17 protein-coding genes and 1 pseudogene are annotated in these 16696 nt (G+C 71.7%); 8 read left to right on the forward strand and 10 right to left on the reverse strand.

What is annotated here, in order from left to right:
* Positions 1-93 precede the first annotated feature (93 nt).
* The gene (locus BGP03_RS00005; protein WP_296377716.1) at positions 94-672 is read right to left on the reverse strand and encodes a hypothetical protein; all 579 of its coding nucleotides are present in this window, start codon (positions 670-672) and stop codon (positions 94-96) included.
* A gap of 185 nt (positions 673-857) precedes the next feature.
* Here BGP03_RS00005 and BGP03_RS00010 point away from each other — a divergent pair, with 185 nt between their 5' ends.
* On the forward strand, positions 858-2288 hold the full coding sequence (locus BGP03_RS00010) for an IS66 family transposase (protein WP_296366813.1): 1431 nt from the start codon (positions 858-860) through the stop codon (positions 2286-2288).
* A 185-nt stretch (positions 2289-2473) separates the two neighbouring features.
* On the opposite strand, the gene BGP03_RS00015 is transcribed toward BGP03_RS00010, so the two are convergent.
* From BGP03_RS00015 to BGP03_RS00025, 3 genes are all read right to left on the reverse strand, one after another.
* On the reverse strand, positions 2474-2758 hold the full coding sequence (locus BGP03_RS00015; protein WP_296369003.1) for a hypothetical protein: 285 nt from the start codon (positions 2756-2758) through the stop codon (positions 2474-2476).
* A 387-nt stretch (positions 2759-3145) separates the two neighbouring features.
* Positions 3146-5170, reverse strand: coding sequence for a cation-translocating P-type ATPase (locus BGP03_RS00020; protein ID WP_296369004.1), 2025 nt, complete (start codon positions 5168-5170; stop codon positions 3146-3148).
* A complete protein-coding gene (locus BGP03_RS00025) occupies positions 5163-5522 on the reverse strand; it encodes a metalloregulator ArsR/SmtB family transcription factor (RefSeq protein ID WP_296369006.1) in 360 nt (119 codons plus the stop codon). The genes BGP03_RS00020 and BGP03_RS00025 overlap by 8 nt, the downstream gene beginning before the upstream one ends.
* A 299-nt stretch (positions 5523-5821) precedes the next feature.
* On the opposite strand from BGP03_RS00025, the gene BGP03_RS00030 reads away from it, so the two are divergent.
* From BGP03_RS00030 to BGP03_RS00055, 6 genes and pseudogenes are all read left to right on the forward strand, one after another.
* Positions 5822-6661 carry a M23 family metallopeptidase gene (locus BGP03_RS00030; protein ID WP_296369008.1) on the forward strand — a complete coding sequence of 280 codons (840 nt, stop codon included), beginning with the start codon at positions 5822-5824 and terminating at the stop codon, positions 6659-6661.
* 45 nt (positions 6662-6706) lie between these two features.
* A complete protein-coding gene (locus BGP03_RS00035) occupies positions 6707-7234 on the forward strand; it encodes a L,D-transpeptidase family protein (RefSeq protein WP_298800641.1) in 528 nt (175 codons plus the stop codon).
* Between the two features lie 80 nt (positions 7235-7314).
* Complete coding sequence (locus tag BGP03_RS00040; RefSeq protein WP_296369012.1) at positions 7315-7962, forward strand: thioredoxin domain-containing protein; 648 nt, start codon at positions 7315-7317, stop codon at positions 7960-7962.
* Positions 7963-7966: 4 nt separating this feature from the next.
* Complete coding sequence (locus tag BGP03_RS00045; RefSeq protein WP_296369014.1) at positions 7967-8608, forward strand: vitamin K epoxide reductase family protein; 642 nt, start codon at positions 7967-7969, stop codon at positions 8606-8608.
* A 20-nt stretch (positions 8609-8628) separates the two neighbouring features.
* Positions 8629-9231 (forward strand): TlpA disulfide reductase family protein, encoded by a 603-nt coding sequence (locus BGP03_RS00050; protein WP_296369016.1) that lies wholly within the window; start codon positions 8629-8631, stop codon positions 9229-9231.
* Positions 9228-10012 (forward strand): annotated as a pseudogene (locus BGP03_RS00055) (cytochrome c biogenesis CcdA family protein). The gene BGP03_RS00050 and the pseudogene BGP03_RS00055 overlap by 4 nt, the downstream one beginning before the upstream one ends.
* A 72-nt stretch (positions 10013-10084) precedes the next feature.
* Here the strand turns inward: BGP03_RS00055 and BGP03_RS00060 are convergent.
* The 6 genes from BGP03_RS00060 to BGP03_RS00085 all read right to left on the reverse strand — a co-directional run bounded on the left by BGP03_RS00060 (position 10085) and on the right by BGP03_RS00085 (position 15824).
* Positions 10085-10993, reverse strand: coding sequence for an IniB N-terminal domain-containing protein (locus BGP03_RS00060; protein ID WP_296369018.1), 909 nt, complete (start codon positions 10991-10993; stop codon positions 10085-10087).
* A gap of 267 nt (positions 10994-11260) precedes the next feature.
* A complete protein-coding gene (locus BGP03_RS00065) occupies positions 11261-11971 on the reverse strand; it encodes a DUF305 domain-containing protein (protein WP_296369020.1) in 711 nt (236 codons plus the stop codon).
* Entirely contained in the window at positions 11968-12795 is an 828-nt protein-coding gene (locus BGP03_RS00070; protein ID WP_296369022.1) for a DUF3105 domain-containing protein, read from the reverse strand. The genes BGP03_RS00065 and BGP03_RS00070 overlap by 4 nt, the downstream gene beginning before the upstream one ends.
* Positions 12792-14546, reverse strand: coding sequence for a cytochrome c oxidase subunit I (ctaD, locus tag BGP03_RS00075; RefSeq protein WP_299734943.1), 1755 nt, complete (start codon positions 14544-14546; stop codon positions 12792-12794). Before ctaD ends, BGP03_RS00070 begins: the two co-directional genes overlap by 4 nt.
* Before the next feature lie 262 nt (positions 14547-14808).
* A complete protein-coding gene (locus tag BGP03_RS00080) occupies positions 14809-15195 on the reverse strand; it encodes a hypothetical protein (protein WP_298800643.1) in 387 nt (128 codons plus the stop codon).
* A 23-nt stretch (positions 15196-15218) separates the two neighbouring features.
* Positions 15219-15824 (reverse strand): hypothetical protein, encoded by a 606-nt coding sequence (locus tag BGP03_RS00085; RefSeq protein ID WP_298800644.1) that lies wholly within the window; start codon positions 15822-15824, stop codon positions 15219-15221.
* A 356-nt stretch (positions 15825-16180) separates the two neighbouring features.
* Here BGP03_RS00085 and BGP03_RS00090 point away from each other — a divergent pair, with 356 nt between their 5' ends.
* Positions 16181-16687 (forward strand): signal peptidase II, encoded by a 507-nt coding sequence (locus BGP03_RS00090; RefSeq protein ID WP_296369030.1) that lies wholly within the window; start codon positions 16181-16183, stop codon positions 16685-16687.
* Positions 16688-16696: the final 9 nt, after the last annotated feature.

The raw sequence follows: 16696 nt of genomic DNA on the forward strand, positions 1-16696 counted from the left end.
GGCCGACAGACGACAACGCGCTGATCACCATTCCCGCCCCAGCCCGGGCAGTTACGCGACAGGCTCGATCAGTCCGCGATGCCGGACGCCGGGTTATCGCTGCGGCCCGCGTGCGGGCGGATCCGGCCGGCGCCCGTGGTGCGGCCACGGACGCTGCGCCGGCGGGTGTCGCCGGGAACCCCATAGCGTTTCCGCTTCGACACGAAGGATCCCGGTGGCGGCGGCGATCTGCGACCAGCTCTTCCCGGCGTTGCGCGCCAGCTGCACCGCCATGCGGACTTCCTGGTGGGTCAGCGGGACCCCCAGCTTGAGCAGATCGTGCGCGATCAGCTCCGGCAGCGCGCGGTGGACGTGGCGGTACCACTCTCCCTTGGCGCCGGTCAGCGAGGTGCCTTCGACGGCCGGCGGCGGGTCGCCGTAAGGATTCGTGTCGTCGGCACAGGGGAACTCCGCACGCGGGTAGTACTGCGCGCCCTGCCAGCTGCATTCGCAGAAGCAGCGCCATCCGGCGACGGGTGGGGAGCCCGGTGGCGGGTCCAGCTCGTTGATCGGCTTGCCGTCCGTTCCGATGGGTTGTGCCCAGCCGAGATGGTCGAGGGCCGGGTCGTAACCGTCGAACGCCGTTTCGTGGATCCACACCTGATGTTTCACGTGCTGATCACCGATTCCCATCTCCAGTAACGTGACGGCCGTACGGCGACGATGTGCAGGACCGTGCGTTCGTAGCTATTCAGGACCGCGGGCCCGCGTGACGCTGTGATCCGTCCGGCGTGGCAGCTTGATCTTCGGTCTGGCGGCGTGATCATGGGCGGGTGTCCGAGCCGTCGCCTGCTGAGCTCTCAGGGATGGTTGCCCGGTTGCGGTCGACCAACTCCGGGTTGCGGGAGGTGGTGGCCGGTCAGGCCGCACAGATCGAGGCGTTGATCGCGCGGGTCGAGACGCAGGCCGCGCAGATCGCGGAGCTGGAACGTCGGTTGAGCAGTGACTCCTCGACCTCGAGCAAACCGCCGTCGTCGGACCCGCCGTACCAGAAGCCGGCGCGACGCTCCTCGCGTACGTCGTCGGGGCGCAAGCCCGGTAAGCAGCCCGGGGCGCCGGGGACGACGATGCCGCTGGTCGACGACCCGGACGAGACGGTGATCTGCGACCCGCCCTTGTGTGGGGACTGCGGAACCGACCTGTCCGGGGTACCGGTGGCCTCCACGACCCGGCGCCAGGTCACCGACGTGATCGTCCCGCCACCGCCGCGGGTGACCGAGTACCTGATCTTCACCCGGGTCTGTCCGTGCTGCGCCACCGCCCAGACCGGACCCGTCCCGGCGGGCGTGCCCGCGCGGGCTCAGTACGGGCCGGGGGTGCTGGCGCGGGCGGCGGAGCTGCTGTGCGGGCACTACCTGCCCGTCGCCCGAGCCACCGGACTGATGGCCTCGATGCTCGGTGTGGCGGTCTCGACCGGGTTCATGGCCGGGGTGCGGGCGCGCGCCGCGCGACTGTTGGAGATCAGCTTCCTGCCCCGGGTACGTGAGCTGTTGCGCAAGGTCGGGGTGCTGCACGTCGATGAGACCCCGGCCCGCGCCGACGGCGCGCTCGGCTACGTGCACGTCGCGGCCACGGAGTTCCTCACCGCGATGCACACCGGCGGGCGGTCCAAGGCCGACATCGACGCCGGGCAGGTGCTGCCTGGCTACACCGGCACCATCGTCCGCGACGGCTACGCCGGCTACGTGCATCTGATCGACGCCCACCATGCCTGGTGCGGGGCCCACTTGATCAGGGACCTGGCCGCGTTTCACCGCGCCGATCCCGACGCCCAGATGTGGGCCGCGGCGATGGCCAACACCCTCACCGACGCCCACCACCGAGCGGGCGCCGCCCGCGCCGCCGGACACGACACCCTCGACCCCGAGGTCCTGCTCGGGATCCGCCGCCGCTACCGCGGCGCCCTCTACGCCGGGATCAGCGACAACCGCGACCGCGCCGGGCCGCTGGCCCGCGACGCCCACACCCTCGCGAGACGGTTCCGCGACCACGAAGACATGATCCTGCGCTTCGTGGTCGACCTCGCCGTGCCCTGGACGAACAATCAGGCGGAGCGCGACGTCCGCCCGGTCAAGATCCAACAGCGCACCTCCGGTGGCTGCTGGCGCACCCTCGCCGGACTGGCAGACTTCGCCGTCGTCGCGTCCTACCTGTCCACCGCCACCAAGTGGGGCCTCGGAAGCTACGACGTCCTCACCCAGCTGTTCACGGCCGGTGCCTGGCTACCACCAGCTGCCGCACCCTGCTGAATAGCTACGTGCGTTCTGCCGACGCGACGGCCTGCGCTCGGGCCGGGCCGGTACCTCCGACGTCCTGGTGTCCCGCCCGGCTGACGGTGCTGACGTGCATGGTCGAGCGCGTGGCGGACCCGTGGCCGACCGTGCCTCGCGCCGATGGCGGACACCAATTGCTGCCATCGACGCGCTGCGCCTCGTCAAGCAGGCTGGCGTCGAATCGAGGCTTCCTTGCTGGTGGGCTCAACGCGGATCGCGTGAACGCCGGCGGTGTCGCACGGTTCGCCGACCACACCACCGACGACCTCGTCGCCCTGGTCAGGACACACCTGGAACCGCGCGGGCTCACCTCGACGTTCCGTAGCCGGATGGCGCTCACCGACGGGCTGATCCACCATCAGGACATCCGCCGCCCGCTCGGACTGCCCCGCGACATCCCGACGGAGCGCATGCTCTGCCTCCTGCCGCCGCGACACCCTCTCCACGAGCTGTCCGGACCAGAGGGCAGCCCATCCTCGCCGGCCGCATCGGCCCCTGTTGCCGTATGGGGATGTGGCTCCACGATCGCGCGTGCAGCAGTTCAAGATCTCCGAGGCAGCCGGACTGTTGGGCCTCAGCGGCGACACCGTCCGCCCGCTACATCGCCGGCGGCAGACTCCCGGCGCAGCCAGATGCCTCGAACCGCGCGATGATCGATGGAGTCGCCTGGCTGAGTTCGCCCGCGACACCGCGCACGCAAGCACGCGGGAGGTCACGCAACGCGCTTACGTTTCGGGTGTGGGTCACGCGTGCTGAGTCGACTACGACAGGGTGGCGGTGGGCAGCAGCAGGGCGGTCAATGTCGTGGGTCGAGTCGAGCTGAACACTCCTCGTCAGCGGGCCTGGCGCTCCGCGGCGATCGGCGCGGGCGTCGGGCCGCAACAGCCGTCGGCGCACGGCTGCGGCTCGACGACGACATCGACGGCGGCCGCAGGCCGGGCGGTGTCCTCGGGCAGCGTGAGCCGGCCGCGGCGTCCGGCGCGGACGCCGTTGGCGATGACGAGGACCTCGGCCAGCTCGTGGGAAGCGACCACGGCGGCGAGCCCGAGCACGCCGAACGCAGCGAGCGGCACCAGGGTGAGCAGGATCAGCCCGGACATCGCCAGGTTCTGGATCATGATGGCGCGGGCGCGGCGGGCGTGCAGCAGTGCGGCGGGCAGGTGTCGCAGGTCCTCGCCCATGAGGGCGACGTCGGCGGCCTCGATGGCGACGTCGGTGCCCATGGCGCCCATGGCGATGCCGCTGTCGGCGGTGGCGAGGGCGGGCGCGTCGTTGATGCCGTCGCCGACCATGGCCACTGGTCGGCGGGCCCGCAGCTCGCCGACGATGCGCGCCTTGTCCTCGGGGCGCAGGTCGGCGTGCACGTCGGCGACGCCGGCCTGGCGGGCGAGGGCGGCGGCGGTGAGCGGGTTGTCGCCGGTGAGCATCACGACGTCGAGCCCGGCGTCCCGGAGCGCGGCGACGGTGGCCGGGGCCTCGGGGCGCAGCTCGTCGCGGACGGCGACGGCGCCGAGCAGCACGCCGTCGAGCTCGACGAGCACGACGGTGGCCCCGGCGCTCTGCAGCGCGGCGACGCGGTCGAGGAGCGGTCCGGGCTCGATGAAGCCGGGGCGGCCAAGGCGGGCCGCGCGGCCGTCGAGGGTGCCGGTGAGCCCCGAGCCGGGCACGGCCTCGACGTCGTTCGCGCTGCCGTGGACGGGGGTGGCGTGCAGGATCGCGGCGGCGAGGGGGTGCTCGCTGCGGGCCTCGAGGGCGGCCGCGACGTCCAGGACCTGCTCCCGGGACGCCCCGGGTGCGGTGACGACGTCGATGACGGCGGGGTCGTTGCGGGTCAGGGTGCCGGTCTTGTCGAGCGCGACCGTGCGGATCCGGCCCAATGCCTCCAGCGCGGCCCCGCCCTTGACCAGGATCCCGGAGCGGCTGGCGGCGCCGATGGCGGCGAACACGGTGACCGGGACGGAGATCGCGAACGCGCACGGGGCGGCGGCGACGAGCACCACCAGCGCCCGCTCGATCCACACCGCCGGATCGCCCAGGAGGCTGCCGACCACGGCGATCCCGGCGGCCAGGACCATCACGCCGGGGACCAGCGGGCGGGCAATGCGCTCGGCGAGACGCTGGCTCGATCCCTTGCGCTCCTGTGCCTCCTCGACGATGTGCACGATGCGGGCCAGCGAGTTGGCCTCGGCCCGTGCGGTGACCTCGACCTCCAGGACGCCGCCGCCGTTGATCGATCCGGCGTACACGGGGTGGCCGGGCCCGGTCTCGACCGGGACGGACTCGCCGGTGATCGCGGAGACGTCGAGGGTGCTGCGGCCGGTGCGGACGGTGCCGTCGGTCGCGATGCGCTCGCCGGGTCGGACGACTAGCACGTCGCCGAGGTCGAGCTCGGACGGGGCGACATCGGCCTCGACACCGCTGCGCAGCACGGTGGCTCGCTCGGGCACCAGTGACAGCAGCGCGCGCAGGCTGCGGCGGCTGCGGTCCAGCGAGTAGGACTCCAGGGCTTCGGAGATGGAGAACAGGAACGCGAGCCCGGCCGCCTCGCCGATCTCCCCGAGCAGCACGGCGCCGATCGCCGCGATCGTCATCAGGGTGCCGACCCCCAGTCGCCCCGCGAGCAACCCGCGCAGCGACTGCGGCACGAACGTGGCGCCACCGACGAGCAGCGCCGCGACCAGCAACGCGACCGACACCGGGCCCGCGCCCGACCAGCCGGCGACCAGGCCGGCGGCGAGCAGGGTCCCGGAGACGGCGGCGGCCTGGACTGCCCGCAGCGCCCAGAACTTCGCCTGCGGCTCGTCGGGCTGCCCCATCACGGTGGGGGCCGAGTCGCCGCCGCAGCACGCGTCACTCACGGGTGCTCACCCCCGCCCCCAGAACTGCCTCCAGCAGCGTTGCGCCGACGGGGGTGAGCCGGTACATCACGAGCTTTCCGTCGCGCCGCGAGGCGGCCAGACCGGCCGAGCGCAGCTGGCGGACGTGGTGCGACACCAGGTTCTGGGCGAGACCGCACACCCACGCCAGATCGCAGACACACAGCTCGGACCCGACCGCGAGGGCCGACGCCAGCCGCAACCGGGTCGGGTCGCCGAGCGCCCGGGCCTGCGTGGCGGCCGCGGTCGCCTGCGACTCGTCGGGCATCAGGCGGCGGACCTCCTCCGCGTGGGGGAGGTCCAGGCACAGCAGCTCACACTCGTCGCGGGACACATCAACACCCTAACAACCGTTGCTGCGTTCTGGCCATCGGGCCGCCCGATCGACGGCTGCGGCCCCGCCGCGGCGGGGAACCTGCTGCTCATCGGACGGTCGGACCTGGGGGTTCGACCGCCGCCGGGCGAACCGGTTCGGAGACCACTGGCCGTTGTGACCCGGCGGATCGGACGGTCGCGCAGGTTCGCTACGTTCGTCCGGTACGCGCTCTTGTCGTCGGATCCCGGAGCGGGGTGTGCGTGGCTCGGCATGGTGAGGCGCCCGATCGACGGCGATCCGGGGTGAACGTGCGTCCCGTGCGCGTCACCCGGTTCGCCGCGAGCGTTCCGGATGCGGTGACGACGCCCCTGCCCCTCGTCCCCGCGCCGCCGCGTCGACGCCGGGGTGGGCCGCGGCGGTCGGCGGCCGTGCCGCTGACGTCCATGGCGACGGGTGCGGTGGCCACCGGAGCCGCGGTGCTGGTCGCTCCGGTGGTCGGGTCCCTGGACGCGGTCACCTCGCTGGAGTCGACCTCGGCCCTGATGGCGACGATCTCCCCGGTGGCTCAGCGGGGAGTCCTCGAGCGCCACCCGCCCGGAGCCGCCGACGCAGATGTCCCCTCCGTGGGTGGAGCGGAGGCCCACGACGTCGTGGACGCGTCCAACCTGGTGAAGGCCGTGGAGGTCGGTGAGGAGCTGGCCCGGCGCGCGGCCGCCGTGCGTGCAGCCGCGGCCGACGGCGCCCCGGACGTGGCTGTGGGCAGGCAGGGCACGTTCGTGCGGCCGGCGGCGGGTGTCCTGACCTCGATGGCGGGGGCGCGGTGGGGCACCACCCACTACGGCCTCGACATCGCCAACGCGGTCGGGACGCCGATCTTCGCGGTCACCGACGGTGTGGTCGTGGAGTCGGGGCCCGCGTCCGGATTCGGTCTGTGGGTGCGGGTCCGCCACCCCGGCGGTTGGACGAGTGTGTACGGCCACATCGACCGCAGCCTGGTGCGGGAGGGGCAGCGGGTGCGGGCCGGGGAGTGGATCGCGCTGATGGGCAACCGGGGTCGCTCCACCGGTCCTCACCTGCACGTCGAGATCTGGGATGCCGACGACGCCCGGGTCGACCCTCGCTCGTGGCTGGCGGCCCGGGGCATCTGGATCACCTGACGTCACCGACTCGTCACTCCGTGTCCGAAATGTCGTTGGACGGGCATGGGTGTACATCGACGGGCCGGTGCGAGCCGGCGCTGGGAGGTTCTGGGCCTGTGCGGCGTCGTCGCCATCGGCCTGCTCGTGATGTCGGGTGGTGCCGGCGTCGGGGCCGCCGACGTTCCCGAGCCGGGTGCCCGGCCGTCGCAGGCCACGATGCCGGCGGCCGGGTCGACCGCTGCGGGGACGCCGTGCTCGGCGGCCGCTCGCGCCTGCGTGGATCTGGCGGGTCACACGGCGTGGCTGATCGGGGACGGTCAGGTGGTCCGTGGACCCGTGCCCTTCGTGGACGGCGCCGTCGACAAGCCCACGCCCAGGGGCACGTACAAAGTCGAGTGGAAGGCCCAGCGGTGGACCAGCCGCGAGTACGGCACCGAGATGCCGTACTCCGTGTTCTTCGCGCCGGGTGGTATCGCGTTCCACGAAGGCCGCCAGGACACGCCGTCGGCCGGTTGCGTGAAGCTCGTCCGCGACGAGGCCATGGCGTTCTTCGACTACCTGCAGGTCGGTGACCGTGTCGAGGTCCGGTGACCCCTTAACGCCGGCGACATATCAACGCTGACTAGTCTGACGGGTATGTCTGCTTTGCCAGTTGCCGGCGGTGGGTGCCCATGACCAGGAACGTCAAGCTGTCCATCGGCCTGATCGCGGCGTTCGCGATGGTCGTCGGGGCGCTGCTGGTGTTCGGGGGTGGCACGGCGGCTCCCGGTCAGGCGGGCCCCGCCACGTCGTCCGCGGTCCGTGCGGACAGCCACCGGCTCTCGACCGCGGCGGACGGCAAGGTCACGTTCGTCGAGTTCCTGGACTTCGAGTGCGAGGCCTGCGGCGCGCTGTACCCGGCGGTCGAGCAGCTGCGCACGGAGTACGCGGGCCGGGTCACCTTCGTGGCCCGGTACTTCCCGCTTCCCGGGCACTTCAACGCCGAGCGCGCCGCCCGGTCGGTGGAGGCCGCGGCGCAACAGGGCCGCTTCGAGCAGATGTACCAGCGCATGTACGAGACGCAGGCCGAGTGGGGCGAGCAGCAGGTCCCGATGGACGACCGCTTCCGCGGTTACGCCGCCGGGCTCGGGCTCGACATGGCGGCCTACGACCGGGCCTACGCCGACCCCGCCACGCTGGCCCGGATCAACGTCGACGTCGCCGACGGCACCGCGCTCGGCGTCCGGGGCACGCCCACGCTGTTCCTCAACGGCCAGAAGATCGAGCCGCGGACCTATGCCGACCTGACCTCCGCCCTCGACGCCGCACTGGCCTCCTGAGCGCGTGGCGACCTACGCAGCCCCGGTCACTGCCGGGGACCGGGACGCGCTGCCGGGCCCGCTGCCGCGTGGCCTCCCGTGGCTGCTCCTGCTCGGTGGACTGATCGGCCTGGTCGCGGCGTTCGTGCTGACCGTCGAGAAGATCGCGCTGATCGCTGACCCGACCTACCGCCCGAGCTGCAGCCTGAACCCGGTGCTCAGCTGCGGGTCGGTGATGGCCACCCCGCAGGCGTCGGTGTTCGGGTTCCCCAACTCGCTGCTCGGGGTCGCGGGCTTCGCGGTGGTCACGGCGACGGGGGCGGCGTTGCTGGCCGGGGCCCGGCTGCGCGGGTGGTACTGGCTGGGACTGCAGGCCGGCGCCACCGGCGGTGTCGTGTTCGTGCACTGGCTGATCGGGCAGAGCCTCTACCGCATCGGGGCCTTGTGCCCGTACTGCATGGCCGTGTGGGCGGTGACGATCCCGATCTTCTTCTACGTCACGCTGAGCATGCTCGACCGGTCCGTCGGCCGCATCCCTACCCCCATCCGCACGGTGGCCGCGGCGGCGGGTCGCCACCACGGTGTCGTGCTCACCGCGTGGGTCCTGGTGATCCTCGCGCTGATCGTCCAGCGCTTCTGGTCGTTCTGGGTCCTGGTCGGTCGATGAGGCCACGCAGGGCGGTCGCTGTGGCGGTCGCGCTTCTGACGCTGTCGGGCGTGCTCGCAGGCTGCGGGAACCGTTCCGGGCAGGCGACGAGCGGCAGCACCGAGTTCACCTTCACCGCTCCTGGTGGGCAGACGCGCATCTTCTACGACCCGCCGGAGAACCGGGGTCCGGTGCGCGGGCTCTCCGGTGAGGATCTGCTCGAACCAGGGCGCACGATCGGCCTGGACGACTTCACCGGGCAGGTCGTCGTGCTCAACGTGTGGGGCACCTGGTGCGGGCCGTGCCGGGAGGAGATGCCCGCGCTGCAACAGATCCACGAGCAGATGGGCCCGGCCGGGGTGACGGTCCTGGGCGTCGACGTGCGCGATGACCGCACCGCAGCACGTGACTTCCTCGCCAGTATCGGTGTCACCTACCCGTCGATCTTCGACCAGCCCGGGCGGTCCCTGAGCGCGCTGAACGGGTTCCCGCGCAACACCGTGCCGTCCACGATCGTGCTCGACCGAGCCCATCGTGTCGCCGCCGTCTACCTCACGGCGATCAGGCTCGGCGAGCTGCTCCCAGTCGTGCAGCGGGTCGCGGCCGAGCCGCGCCCGGCGGGTGTGCCCGCGGCGCCGTCGTGACCCTCACCGAGATCGCGATCTCCGGCCCGATCGTTGTGGCGATGCTGCTCGCTCTCGCCGCGGGCCTGCTGTCGTTCGCCTCCCCCTGCGCCCTGCCGCTGGTGCCCGGCTATCTCGGCTACCTGGCGGGCCTCGTCGGCGCCGAACCTCCGGCCACCGGGTCGGGATCGCTCGCCGTGGCGAGGAGGGGCCGGTGGCGGGTGGCTGGCGCCGCCGCGCTCTTCGTCGCGGGCTTCACCGTCGTCTTCACCGCCGGTGTGCTGCTGGTTCTCGGGCTGTCCGATGTGCTGATCGGTAGCGAGATCGTGTTGCAGCGGGCCGGTGGGGTGGTGACGATCCTGATGGGGCTGGTGTTCCTCGGGTTCGTGCCCGCGTTGCAGCGCGACAGCCGCCGGCTGGGGCGGCCCCGCGGCGGCCTGATCGGGGCGCCGGTGCTGGGCGCGGTGTACGGGCTGGGCTGGACTCCGTGCCTGGGCCCGACACTCACCGGCGTCATCGCGCTGGCGTCGGGCACCCAGGTCGGGCCGCCCGCCCTGCGCGGGCTGGTCCTCGTCCTGGCCTACTGCGCCGGTCTCGGCGTGCCGTTCGTCCTGCTGGCCCTGGGCACCGGGTGGGCAGTGCAGTCGACCACATGGCTCCGCCGGCACCTGCGTGCGGTCCAGGTGGGCGGTGGCGTGATGATGATCGTTCTCGGGTTGCTGCTGCTGACGGGGCTGTGGGGGGGGGGGCGGCCGTCGCATGGCTGCGGGCTCCGATCGCGGGATACACGCTCCCGCTCTGACCCGCGGCCGATCGTTCCTGACGCGAGAGGCCCCGGCTGCCGACGGCAGCCGGGGCCTCTCGCGATGTGATCTCAGACGTGGATGTTGCCGACGTTGTCGAGGCTGTTGTCGTTGACGACGCTGTTGTCGCTCTCGTCGGTGAACGAGGTGTCGACGGTGGTCTCGCTGTTGTCGTTGCCGGAGTCGTGGACGCTGGCGTCGACGGCGGTGTTGCCGGAGTCGTGGACGCTGTTGTCGCTCGAGTCGTTGAACGAGTCGTTCGTCGAGTTGTCGGTCCAGGTGTTGCCGACGTCGTTGAGGGAGTTGTCGGAGTTGTCGACCGAGGCGCTGCCGCCGGAGGCGAACGCGCCGCCGTCACCCACGTTGACGTCGCCACCGACCTTGGTGCTGGTGGCGTCACCGTCGCCGAACGAGGTGGTGTTGCCGTCCCCGGTCACGGCCTGGTTGTCGTCGCCGACGACGTTGCCGTCCCCCTTGACGTTGCCGTCGCCGACCTGGTTGTCGTCGCCGGTGGTGATGGTGGAGTCCTCGATGTCGCCGCCCGCCGCGACCGCGCCGTCACCGGAGGCGACGACGGAGTCGATGTCGATGTCCTGGTCGAAGTCGCCGCCGCCGGTGTCGATCTGCTGGTTGACGGAGTTGTCGACGATGGTGTCGCGGTCGTCGACGTAGTTGTTGGTGACGTAGGTGTTGAGGTAGCGCACGGCCGCCTCGTGCTCGGACTCGCCGGGCTCCGGCCGGGGCGCCGGCGGGGCGGGCGGCAGCTGGATGTGGTTGCCGCCGGTGTTGTAGTCGCGGCTGAAGTCGGCGGTCTGGTTGTCCTGGGCCAGGACCAGGGCGTCGCACACGTCGTCGGGGCTGAGACTCGACAGGCCGTAGTCGCTCATCACGGCCTGGGGGTCGCTGTTGAACAGGGCGCGGAGGTCGCCGTCGGTGAACAGCTTCTGGATGAACTCCATCAGTGACATGGACTCGGCCATCGTGATCATCTCCAGGTTTGGGGGAGTGGTGGTGAACCGAACATCTAGCTCGATCCGTGCCAGAAACCTAGAGCCGGACACAAAGGAGGGCAGCGGGTGAAAGCCCCTAATCGTTCTGGCGTCGACTAGGGGATCGATCGGACACGGCGGGGAAATGCCCCATGTAGGGACAAAGCGGTTCGACGAGGATCATCGACAGGGCGACCGGACGCGGTCCCGATCTTCCGGCGTCCGGGCGGCCCCGCCACAGATGGCGGGAGACCTGTCTCAGCCGTCCAGTGGGCCGGCGCCCCGCTGGACGAGCATCTGGGCCATCAGCCGGCTCTCCGCGGTCTGGGCGCTGAGCATCTGTGCGGCGAGGTTGCGCACCTGGGGCATCGTGGCGCGGTCGGCGGCGTAGCGCAGCATGCCGGCCCCACCCTCGTGGTGGCGCAGCATCAACTGCAGGAACAGGACGTCCGCGGCCGTCCCGGTGGTGGCCCGCAGCCGGGCGAGGTCGGCCTGCGACGCCATGCCGGGCATGGCCGCGGCCCCGTCGCTGCCGTGTCCCATCCCCATCGCGGCGTTCATGTCGGCCATCCAGGTCATGTAGCCGCCGGTGGACTGCGTCGCCGCGCCCCAGAGCCCGAGCCAGCCCTGCATCTGCCCGACCTGCGCCGTCTGCCCGGACTCGATGTCGTAGGCGAGCTGGCGCACCGCGGGGTCGGCCGTGTGGTCGCGTACCCAACCGGCCATCTGCACGGCGTTCTCGTGGTGCACGCTCATGTCCTGGGCGAACCCGACGTCCACCGAGTCCGCCGCCGGGATCGGGTCGGCCGACAGGTCGCGTTCGATCAGCAGGCCCGCGGTCGCGCCCACGAGCAGCAGTGTGAGTGCCGTACCGACCGCGATGACCCACCGCGACCACCGTGGTGAGCGGGCCCAGAACCCCACGGGGCCCGACCCGACGTCCACCGCGGACGGGGACGGGGTGCTCATGAGCCCGTGCCGCCGGGCATCAGAGCCCCGCCGGAACCGTCGGGCGCGGGGCCGCCGGCCGCCTCGGTCTCCGCCCGGACCCCGGCGGTTCCGACCGTCGAGCTCGGTGGCGGGGGCTGGTAGGGCGGCGGCCGGTCCTGGTCGAACTGCCCGGGCCCGAGCGCCTGGCAGCTGGCCCCGTTCTCCGGGTGGGTGTAGGGGTTGCGGCGCAGCGCGGTCAGGAACTGGTCCACCCGCGGATCCGCGGCATCGGTGAGCGTGAGCTGGTGCCCCCAGGACTGCAGCGAGATCGGCTGGTCGAGGCCGGGGTAGGGCGACAGCGCCGTGTAGGGCTGGTCGCGCACCCGGCCGGCGAGCTGATCGAGCTGGCCGCCGGAGACCCGAGCGGGGTCGTAGGCGATCCACGCCGCGCCGTGCTCCATCGAGTGCACCAGGTTCTCGGTGCGCACCGGCTGCGCGTAGACCACCCCGGTGCAGGCGGCCCAGAACTGGTCGTGCGTACCGCCCAGTGGCGGGCTTGTGGTGTAAGCGACCCGCTCGGCCGGGGTGACGTGCTGCCCGCCGTCGAAGGTCTTCTCGACGATCCCCGGGATCTGCGTCGAGGGGTCCTGGCGGTCGGCCGACGGCACGAACCCGGCCAGCGCCGCCGCCCGCTCGTCGGCGGCACCGGAGCGCAGCGCCGCATACCCGAACACCCCGCCCGCGAACAGGACCACGACCACCACCGCCGCGATGGTCGACCACGGCGGTGAGCTGCGCCCGGCCCGCAGCGCGGCCCGCGCCCGTCGCTCCTGCTTGCTCCGTTGCCGGTCCGGGCGGGTCATCGGGAGCGGGGGTCGTCGCCGGGGTGGGTCTCCTGCGCCGTGCCCTGGGCGAACAGCTTCGAGGGCGCGGCGCGGTGTCCGGCGTGGGCCTCCTCGCGGAAGCGCTCCACCAGGTGCGGGTAGTGCAGCTCGAAAGCCGGGCGCTCGGACCGGATCCGGGGCAGCTCCGTGAAGTTGTGCCGCGGCGGCGGGCAGGACGTGGCCCACTCGAGCGAGTTGCCAAAGCCCCACGGGTCGTCGACGGTGACGACGCGGCCGTAGCGGTAGGACTTGAAGACGTTCCAGATGAACGGCAGCGTCGACGCCCCGAGCACGAACGCACCGATCGAGCTGATGGTGTTGAGCGTGGTGAAGCCGTCCACGGGCAGGTAGTCGGCGTAGCGGCGCGGCATGCCGGTGTTGCCCAGCCAGTGCTGAACCAGGAACGTCAGGTGGAAGCCGATGAACGTGAGCCAGAAGTGGACCTTGCCCAAGGTCTCGTCCATCATCCGGCCCGTCATCTTCGGGAACCAGAAGTAGATGCCGGCGTAGGTGGCGAACACGATCGTGCCGAACAGGACGTAGTGGAAGTGGGCGACGACGAAGTAGGTGTCGCTGACGTTGAAGTCGATGGGTGGGGAGGCGAGCAGCACCCCGGTCAGGCCGCCGAACAGGAACGTGACCAGGAAGCCGACCGAGAAGAGCATCGGCGTCTCGAAGGTGATCTGGCCCTTCCACAGTGTGCCGATCCAGTTGACGAACTTGACGCCCGTCGGGATCGCGATGAGGAAGGTGGTGAAGGAGAAGAACGCCAGCAGGACCGCGCCGGTGGCGTACATGTGGTGCGCCCACACCGCCACCGACAGCGCGCCGATGGAGATGGTGGCGTAGATCAGGCCCTTGTAGCCGAACAGCGGCTTGCGCGCGAACACCGGGAAGATCTCCGAGACGATGCCGAAGAACGGCAGCGCGACGATGTAGACCTCGGGGTGGCCGAAGAACCAGAACATGTGCTGCCAGAGGATCACGCCACCGTTGGCCGGGTCGAACACGTGCCCGCCGAGCTGGCGGTCGACGAGCAGGCCCAGCAGGGCCGCGGTGAGCACCGGGAACGCGATGAGGATCAGCAGCGAGGTGACGAAGATGTTCCAGGTGAAGATCGGCATCCGGAACATCGTCATGCCGGGCGCGCGCATGCAGACGATCGTGGTGATCATGTTGACGCCGCCCAGGATCGTCCCCAGCCCGGACACGAGCAGGCCGACGATCCACAGGTCCGCCCCGGCTCCCGGGGAGTGGATGGCGTCCGAGAGCGGGGTGTAGGCGAACCAGCCGAAGTCCGCCGCCCCGCCCGGGGTCAGGAACCCGGCCATCACCACGAGGCCGCCGAACAGGAACAGCCAGTAGGAGAACGCGTTGAGCCGCGGGAACGCGACGTCGGGCGCACCGATCTGCAGCGGCACGATGTAGTTGGCGAACCCGAACAGGACCGGGGTGGCGTAGAGCAGCAGCATGATCGTGCCGTGCATGGTGAAGAGCTGGTTGTACTGCTCGTTGGACAGGAACTGCATGCCGGGCCGGGCGAGCTCGCCGCGCATGAGCAGCGCCATGGCGCCGCCGGCGAGGAAGAACCCGAACGACGTGACCAGGTAGAGGATCGCGATGTCCTTGGGGTCGGTCGTGCGCAGCATCTTCAGCAGCATCGACCCCTTCGGAGAGCGGCGTACCGGGTCGGGGTGCGCCGAGATCGGCTTCGGGGCGAGGGCGGTCACGGGATGTACTCCTCGGGTCGGTTCGCGCAGTTCAGGGCCGGGTGGCGAACTGGGGAACCGGAACGGTGGGGTCGAGCAACGACAGGACGAGCACGGCGATGGCGGCCGCGACCAGGACGGCGGTCACGGCGACTCGCACGCGGCGACTCATGGGCGTTCCTCCGGCACAGTGACGGAAGGGATGCACGGCAGAGCGCGCACGGTGCGGCCCCGCCGCGGACATGCGGCAGCGGTCGGGCGGCCTCGTGGGGCCGCCGGTCGGTCAGACGCGCGTGATACCGATGGCGAGCAGGAGGTGCCGTCCTGGGCGGAGGCGCTGATCAGCCCACGCCGGTGCGGGGGGAGCCGACCCGGGGCCGGTGTCAGCGACGGTCTCCGGCGTTTCCACCGGGAGCGGCGACGGGTCCGTGCACGGGGCGTTCACGGCGGTGCGGACCACCGCAGGGGTGACCGCGGCCGCGCCCGGTTCGCAGACGACGTCGTGCTCGACGCCGTGCTGCTGCGTGGTCATCGCGGTTGCGAGGCCTGCCGTGGCGGGTAGCAGCGACTGGCAGGTGAGCATCTGGGCCACGACCACCAGGACGACGAGCACACGCGACGCCCACAGGTTTCTCCGTGGGGTGCGGTGGTCGGGGTCGGCGGTGCTCACGATGCGGTCACCCTACCGTCCTTCTACCGCCGGTCGAAAGAGACGTGGACATGATCCATGTGGTTCGCCGTTACCCCGCCCCGGTCCTCCATCGCCTCCCAGCCGGATCCGAAGTTGATCCGCTGCCGGTAGATCACGTACTTGATGCCGAGCCGGTCCATGTTCGCGACGGCGTAGGCGGCGAGGTCCTCGCCGGGGTCGCGGTCCACCATGAGATCCAGGGCGAGTCCGCTGGGATGGTCGGACGCTCCGGACCGGCCCGCCACGCCGTAGACGGTGTCCACGCCGAACCGGCAGCGCAGCTCGACCCCGGCCTCCGACACCCGCCTCTGCACCGTCTCGAACCCGGTGTCACCGTCGGCGCACGAGGTGGCCCGGCGCTCGGCTTCCCGCTGCTCGGCCTCCCGCTGCTGGGCCTCCCGGCGCTCGGTCAGCAGCACCGCCTTGACCAGCGCAGCCGCGTCGAACGAGTCCGGAGCCTGCTCCAGCGGCGCCACTCCCACCGTCGGGACGGCCCCGTCCGGGGTCGAGGCGACCGTCATGGTGGCCCGGTCGACCGCTACGGGTGGCGTCGGCAGGTGCTCGCCGTTGAGCAGCGAACCGCCCCCGACGACGGTCGCGGTCAGCACACCGGTTGAGGCGGCACGGGTCGTGCGCCCGCGCCGCGCGACGGCGTCGGGGCCGCGCCGGGCGGTGCGGCGGCTGGGTGCGCTGTGGCGCGCCAAGGTCGGGCCTTTCGTGAGGCGTCGGGCCGGGAGCGGGGCGGAGCGTGCGGAGCGGGGAGCGTCCGAGACCGTTCCGTTACCGGGCCTTGTGGGTGCGACAGTAGGAACGCTCACGCCGGTCCGCGCCCTCCGCTCACGTCGCCGCGCCGACCGTCGGGTCAGGTGCGACGAACGGACATTTCGGCAGCATCTACGCTGACCGAAGAATTCGCCGTTCTCGGGCAGTCGGCCCGCGGCGCAGCTCGGAGGTGCCCCCGCCCGTGGTCGACGCCGACGTTCCCGATCCGCCGTCCCGACCGTGGAAGCCGCTCGCCGTGGCCGGCGCTGTCGTGATCGTCGTCGACCAGGCGGCCAAAGCGATCGCCCTGCGCGCGCTCGACGAGCCGGTCACGATCCTGCCGGGCGTCGCGCTGCGGCTGTCGTTCAACACCGGGGCGGCGTTCAGTACCGGGACGACCCTCACCCCGTTGATCACGGTTGTGGCGGTGATCGCGGTGCTCGGGATCGCCGGGGTCGCCCGGCGGGTGGCCACTTCCGGGTGGGGGCTCGCGCTCGGCCTGATCGGCGGTGGAGCGGCCGGCAACCTGGCCGACCGGCTGCTGCGGCCCCCGGGGGTGGGGCGAGGCGCGGTGGTCGACTACATCGACGTGTCGTGGTTCGCCGCGTTCAACCTCGCCGACGTCGCGATCACCGCGGGTGCGCTGCTGGCGGTCGTGCTGGCCGTGCGCGGAGTGCCGACGTTGCAGGCGCGGTCGGCCCGTGGCTGAAGCGGCAGT

Source organism: Pseudonocardia sp. 73-21 (genome assembly GCF_001899645.1).
Taxonomy (GTDB): domain Bacteria; phylum Actinomycetota; class Actinomycetes; order Mycobacteriales; family Pseudonocardiaceae; genus Pseudonocardia.

Bases quoted from the DNA above. Each gene is read 5' to 3' on its own strand.
- BGP03_RS00060 (WP_296369018.1), bottom strand. From the start codon at position 10,993: ATGGCCGAGTCCATGTCACTGATGGAGTTCATCCAGAAGCTGTTCACC.
- BGP03_RS00040 (WP_296369012.1), top strand. From the start codon at position 7,315: ATGACCAGGAACGTCAAGCTGTCCATCGGCCTGATCGCGGCGTTCGCG.
- BGP03_RS00005 (WP_296377716.1), bottom strand. From the start codon at position 672: ATGGGAATCGGTGATCAGCACGTGAAACATCAGGTGTGGATCCACGAA.
- BGP03_RS00035 (WP_298800641.1), top strand. From the start codon at position 6,707: ATGGGTGTACATCGACGGGCCGGTGCGAGCCGGCGCTGGGAGGTTCTG.
- BGP03_RS00070 (WP_296369022.1), bottom strand. From the start codon at position 12,795: ATGACCCGCCCGGACCGGCAACGGAGCAAGCAGGAGCGACGGGCGCGG.
- BGP03_RS00065 (WP_296369020.1), bottom strand. From the start codon at position 11,971: ATGAGCACCCCGTCCCCGTCCGCGGTGGACGTCGGGTCGGGCCCCGTG.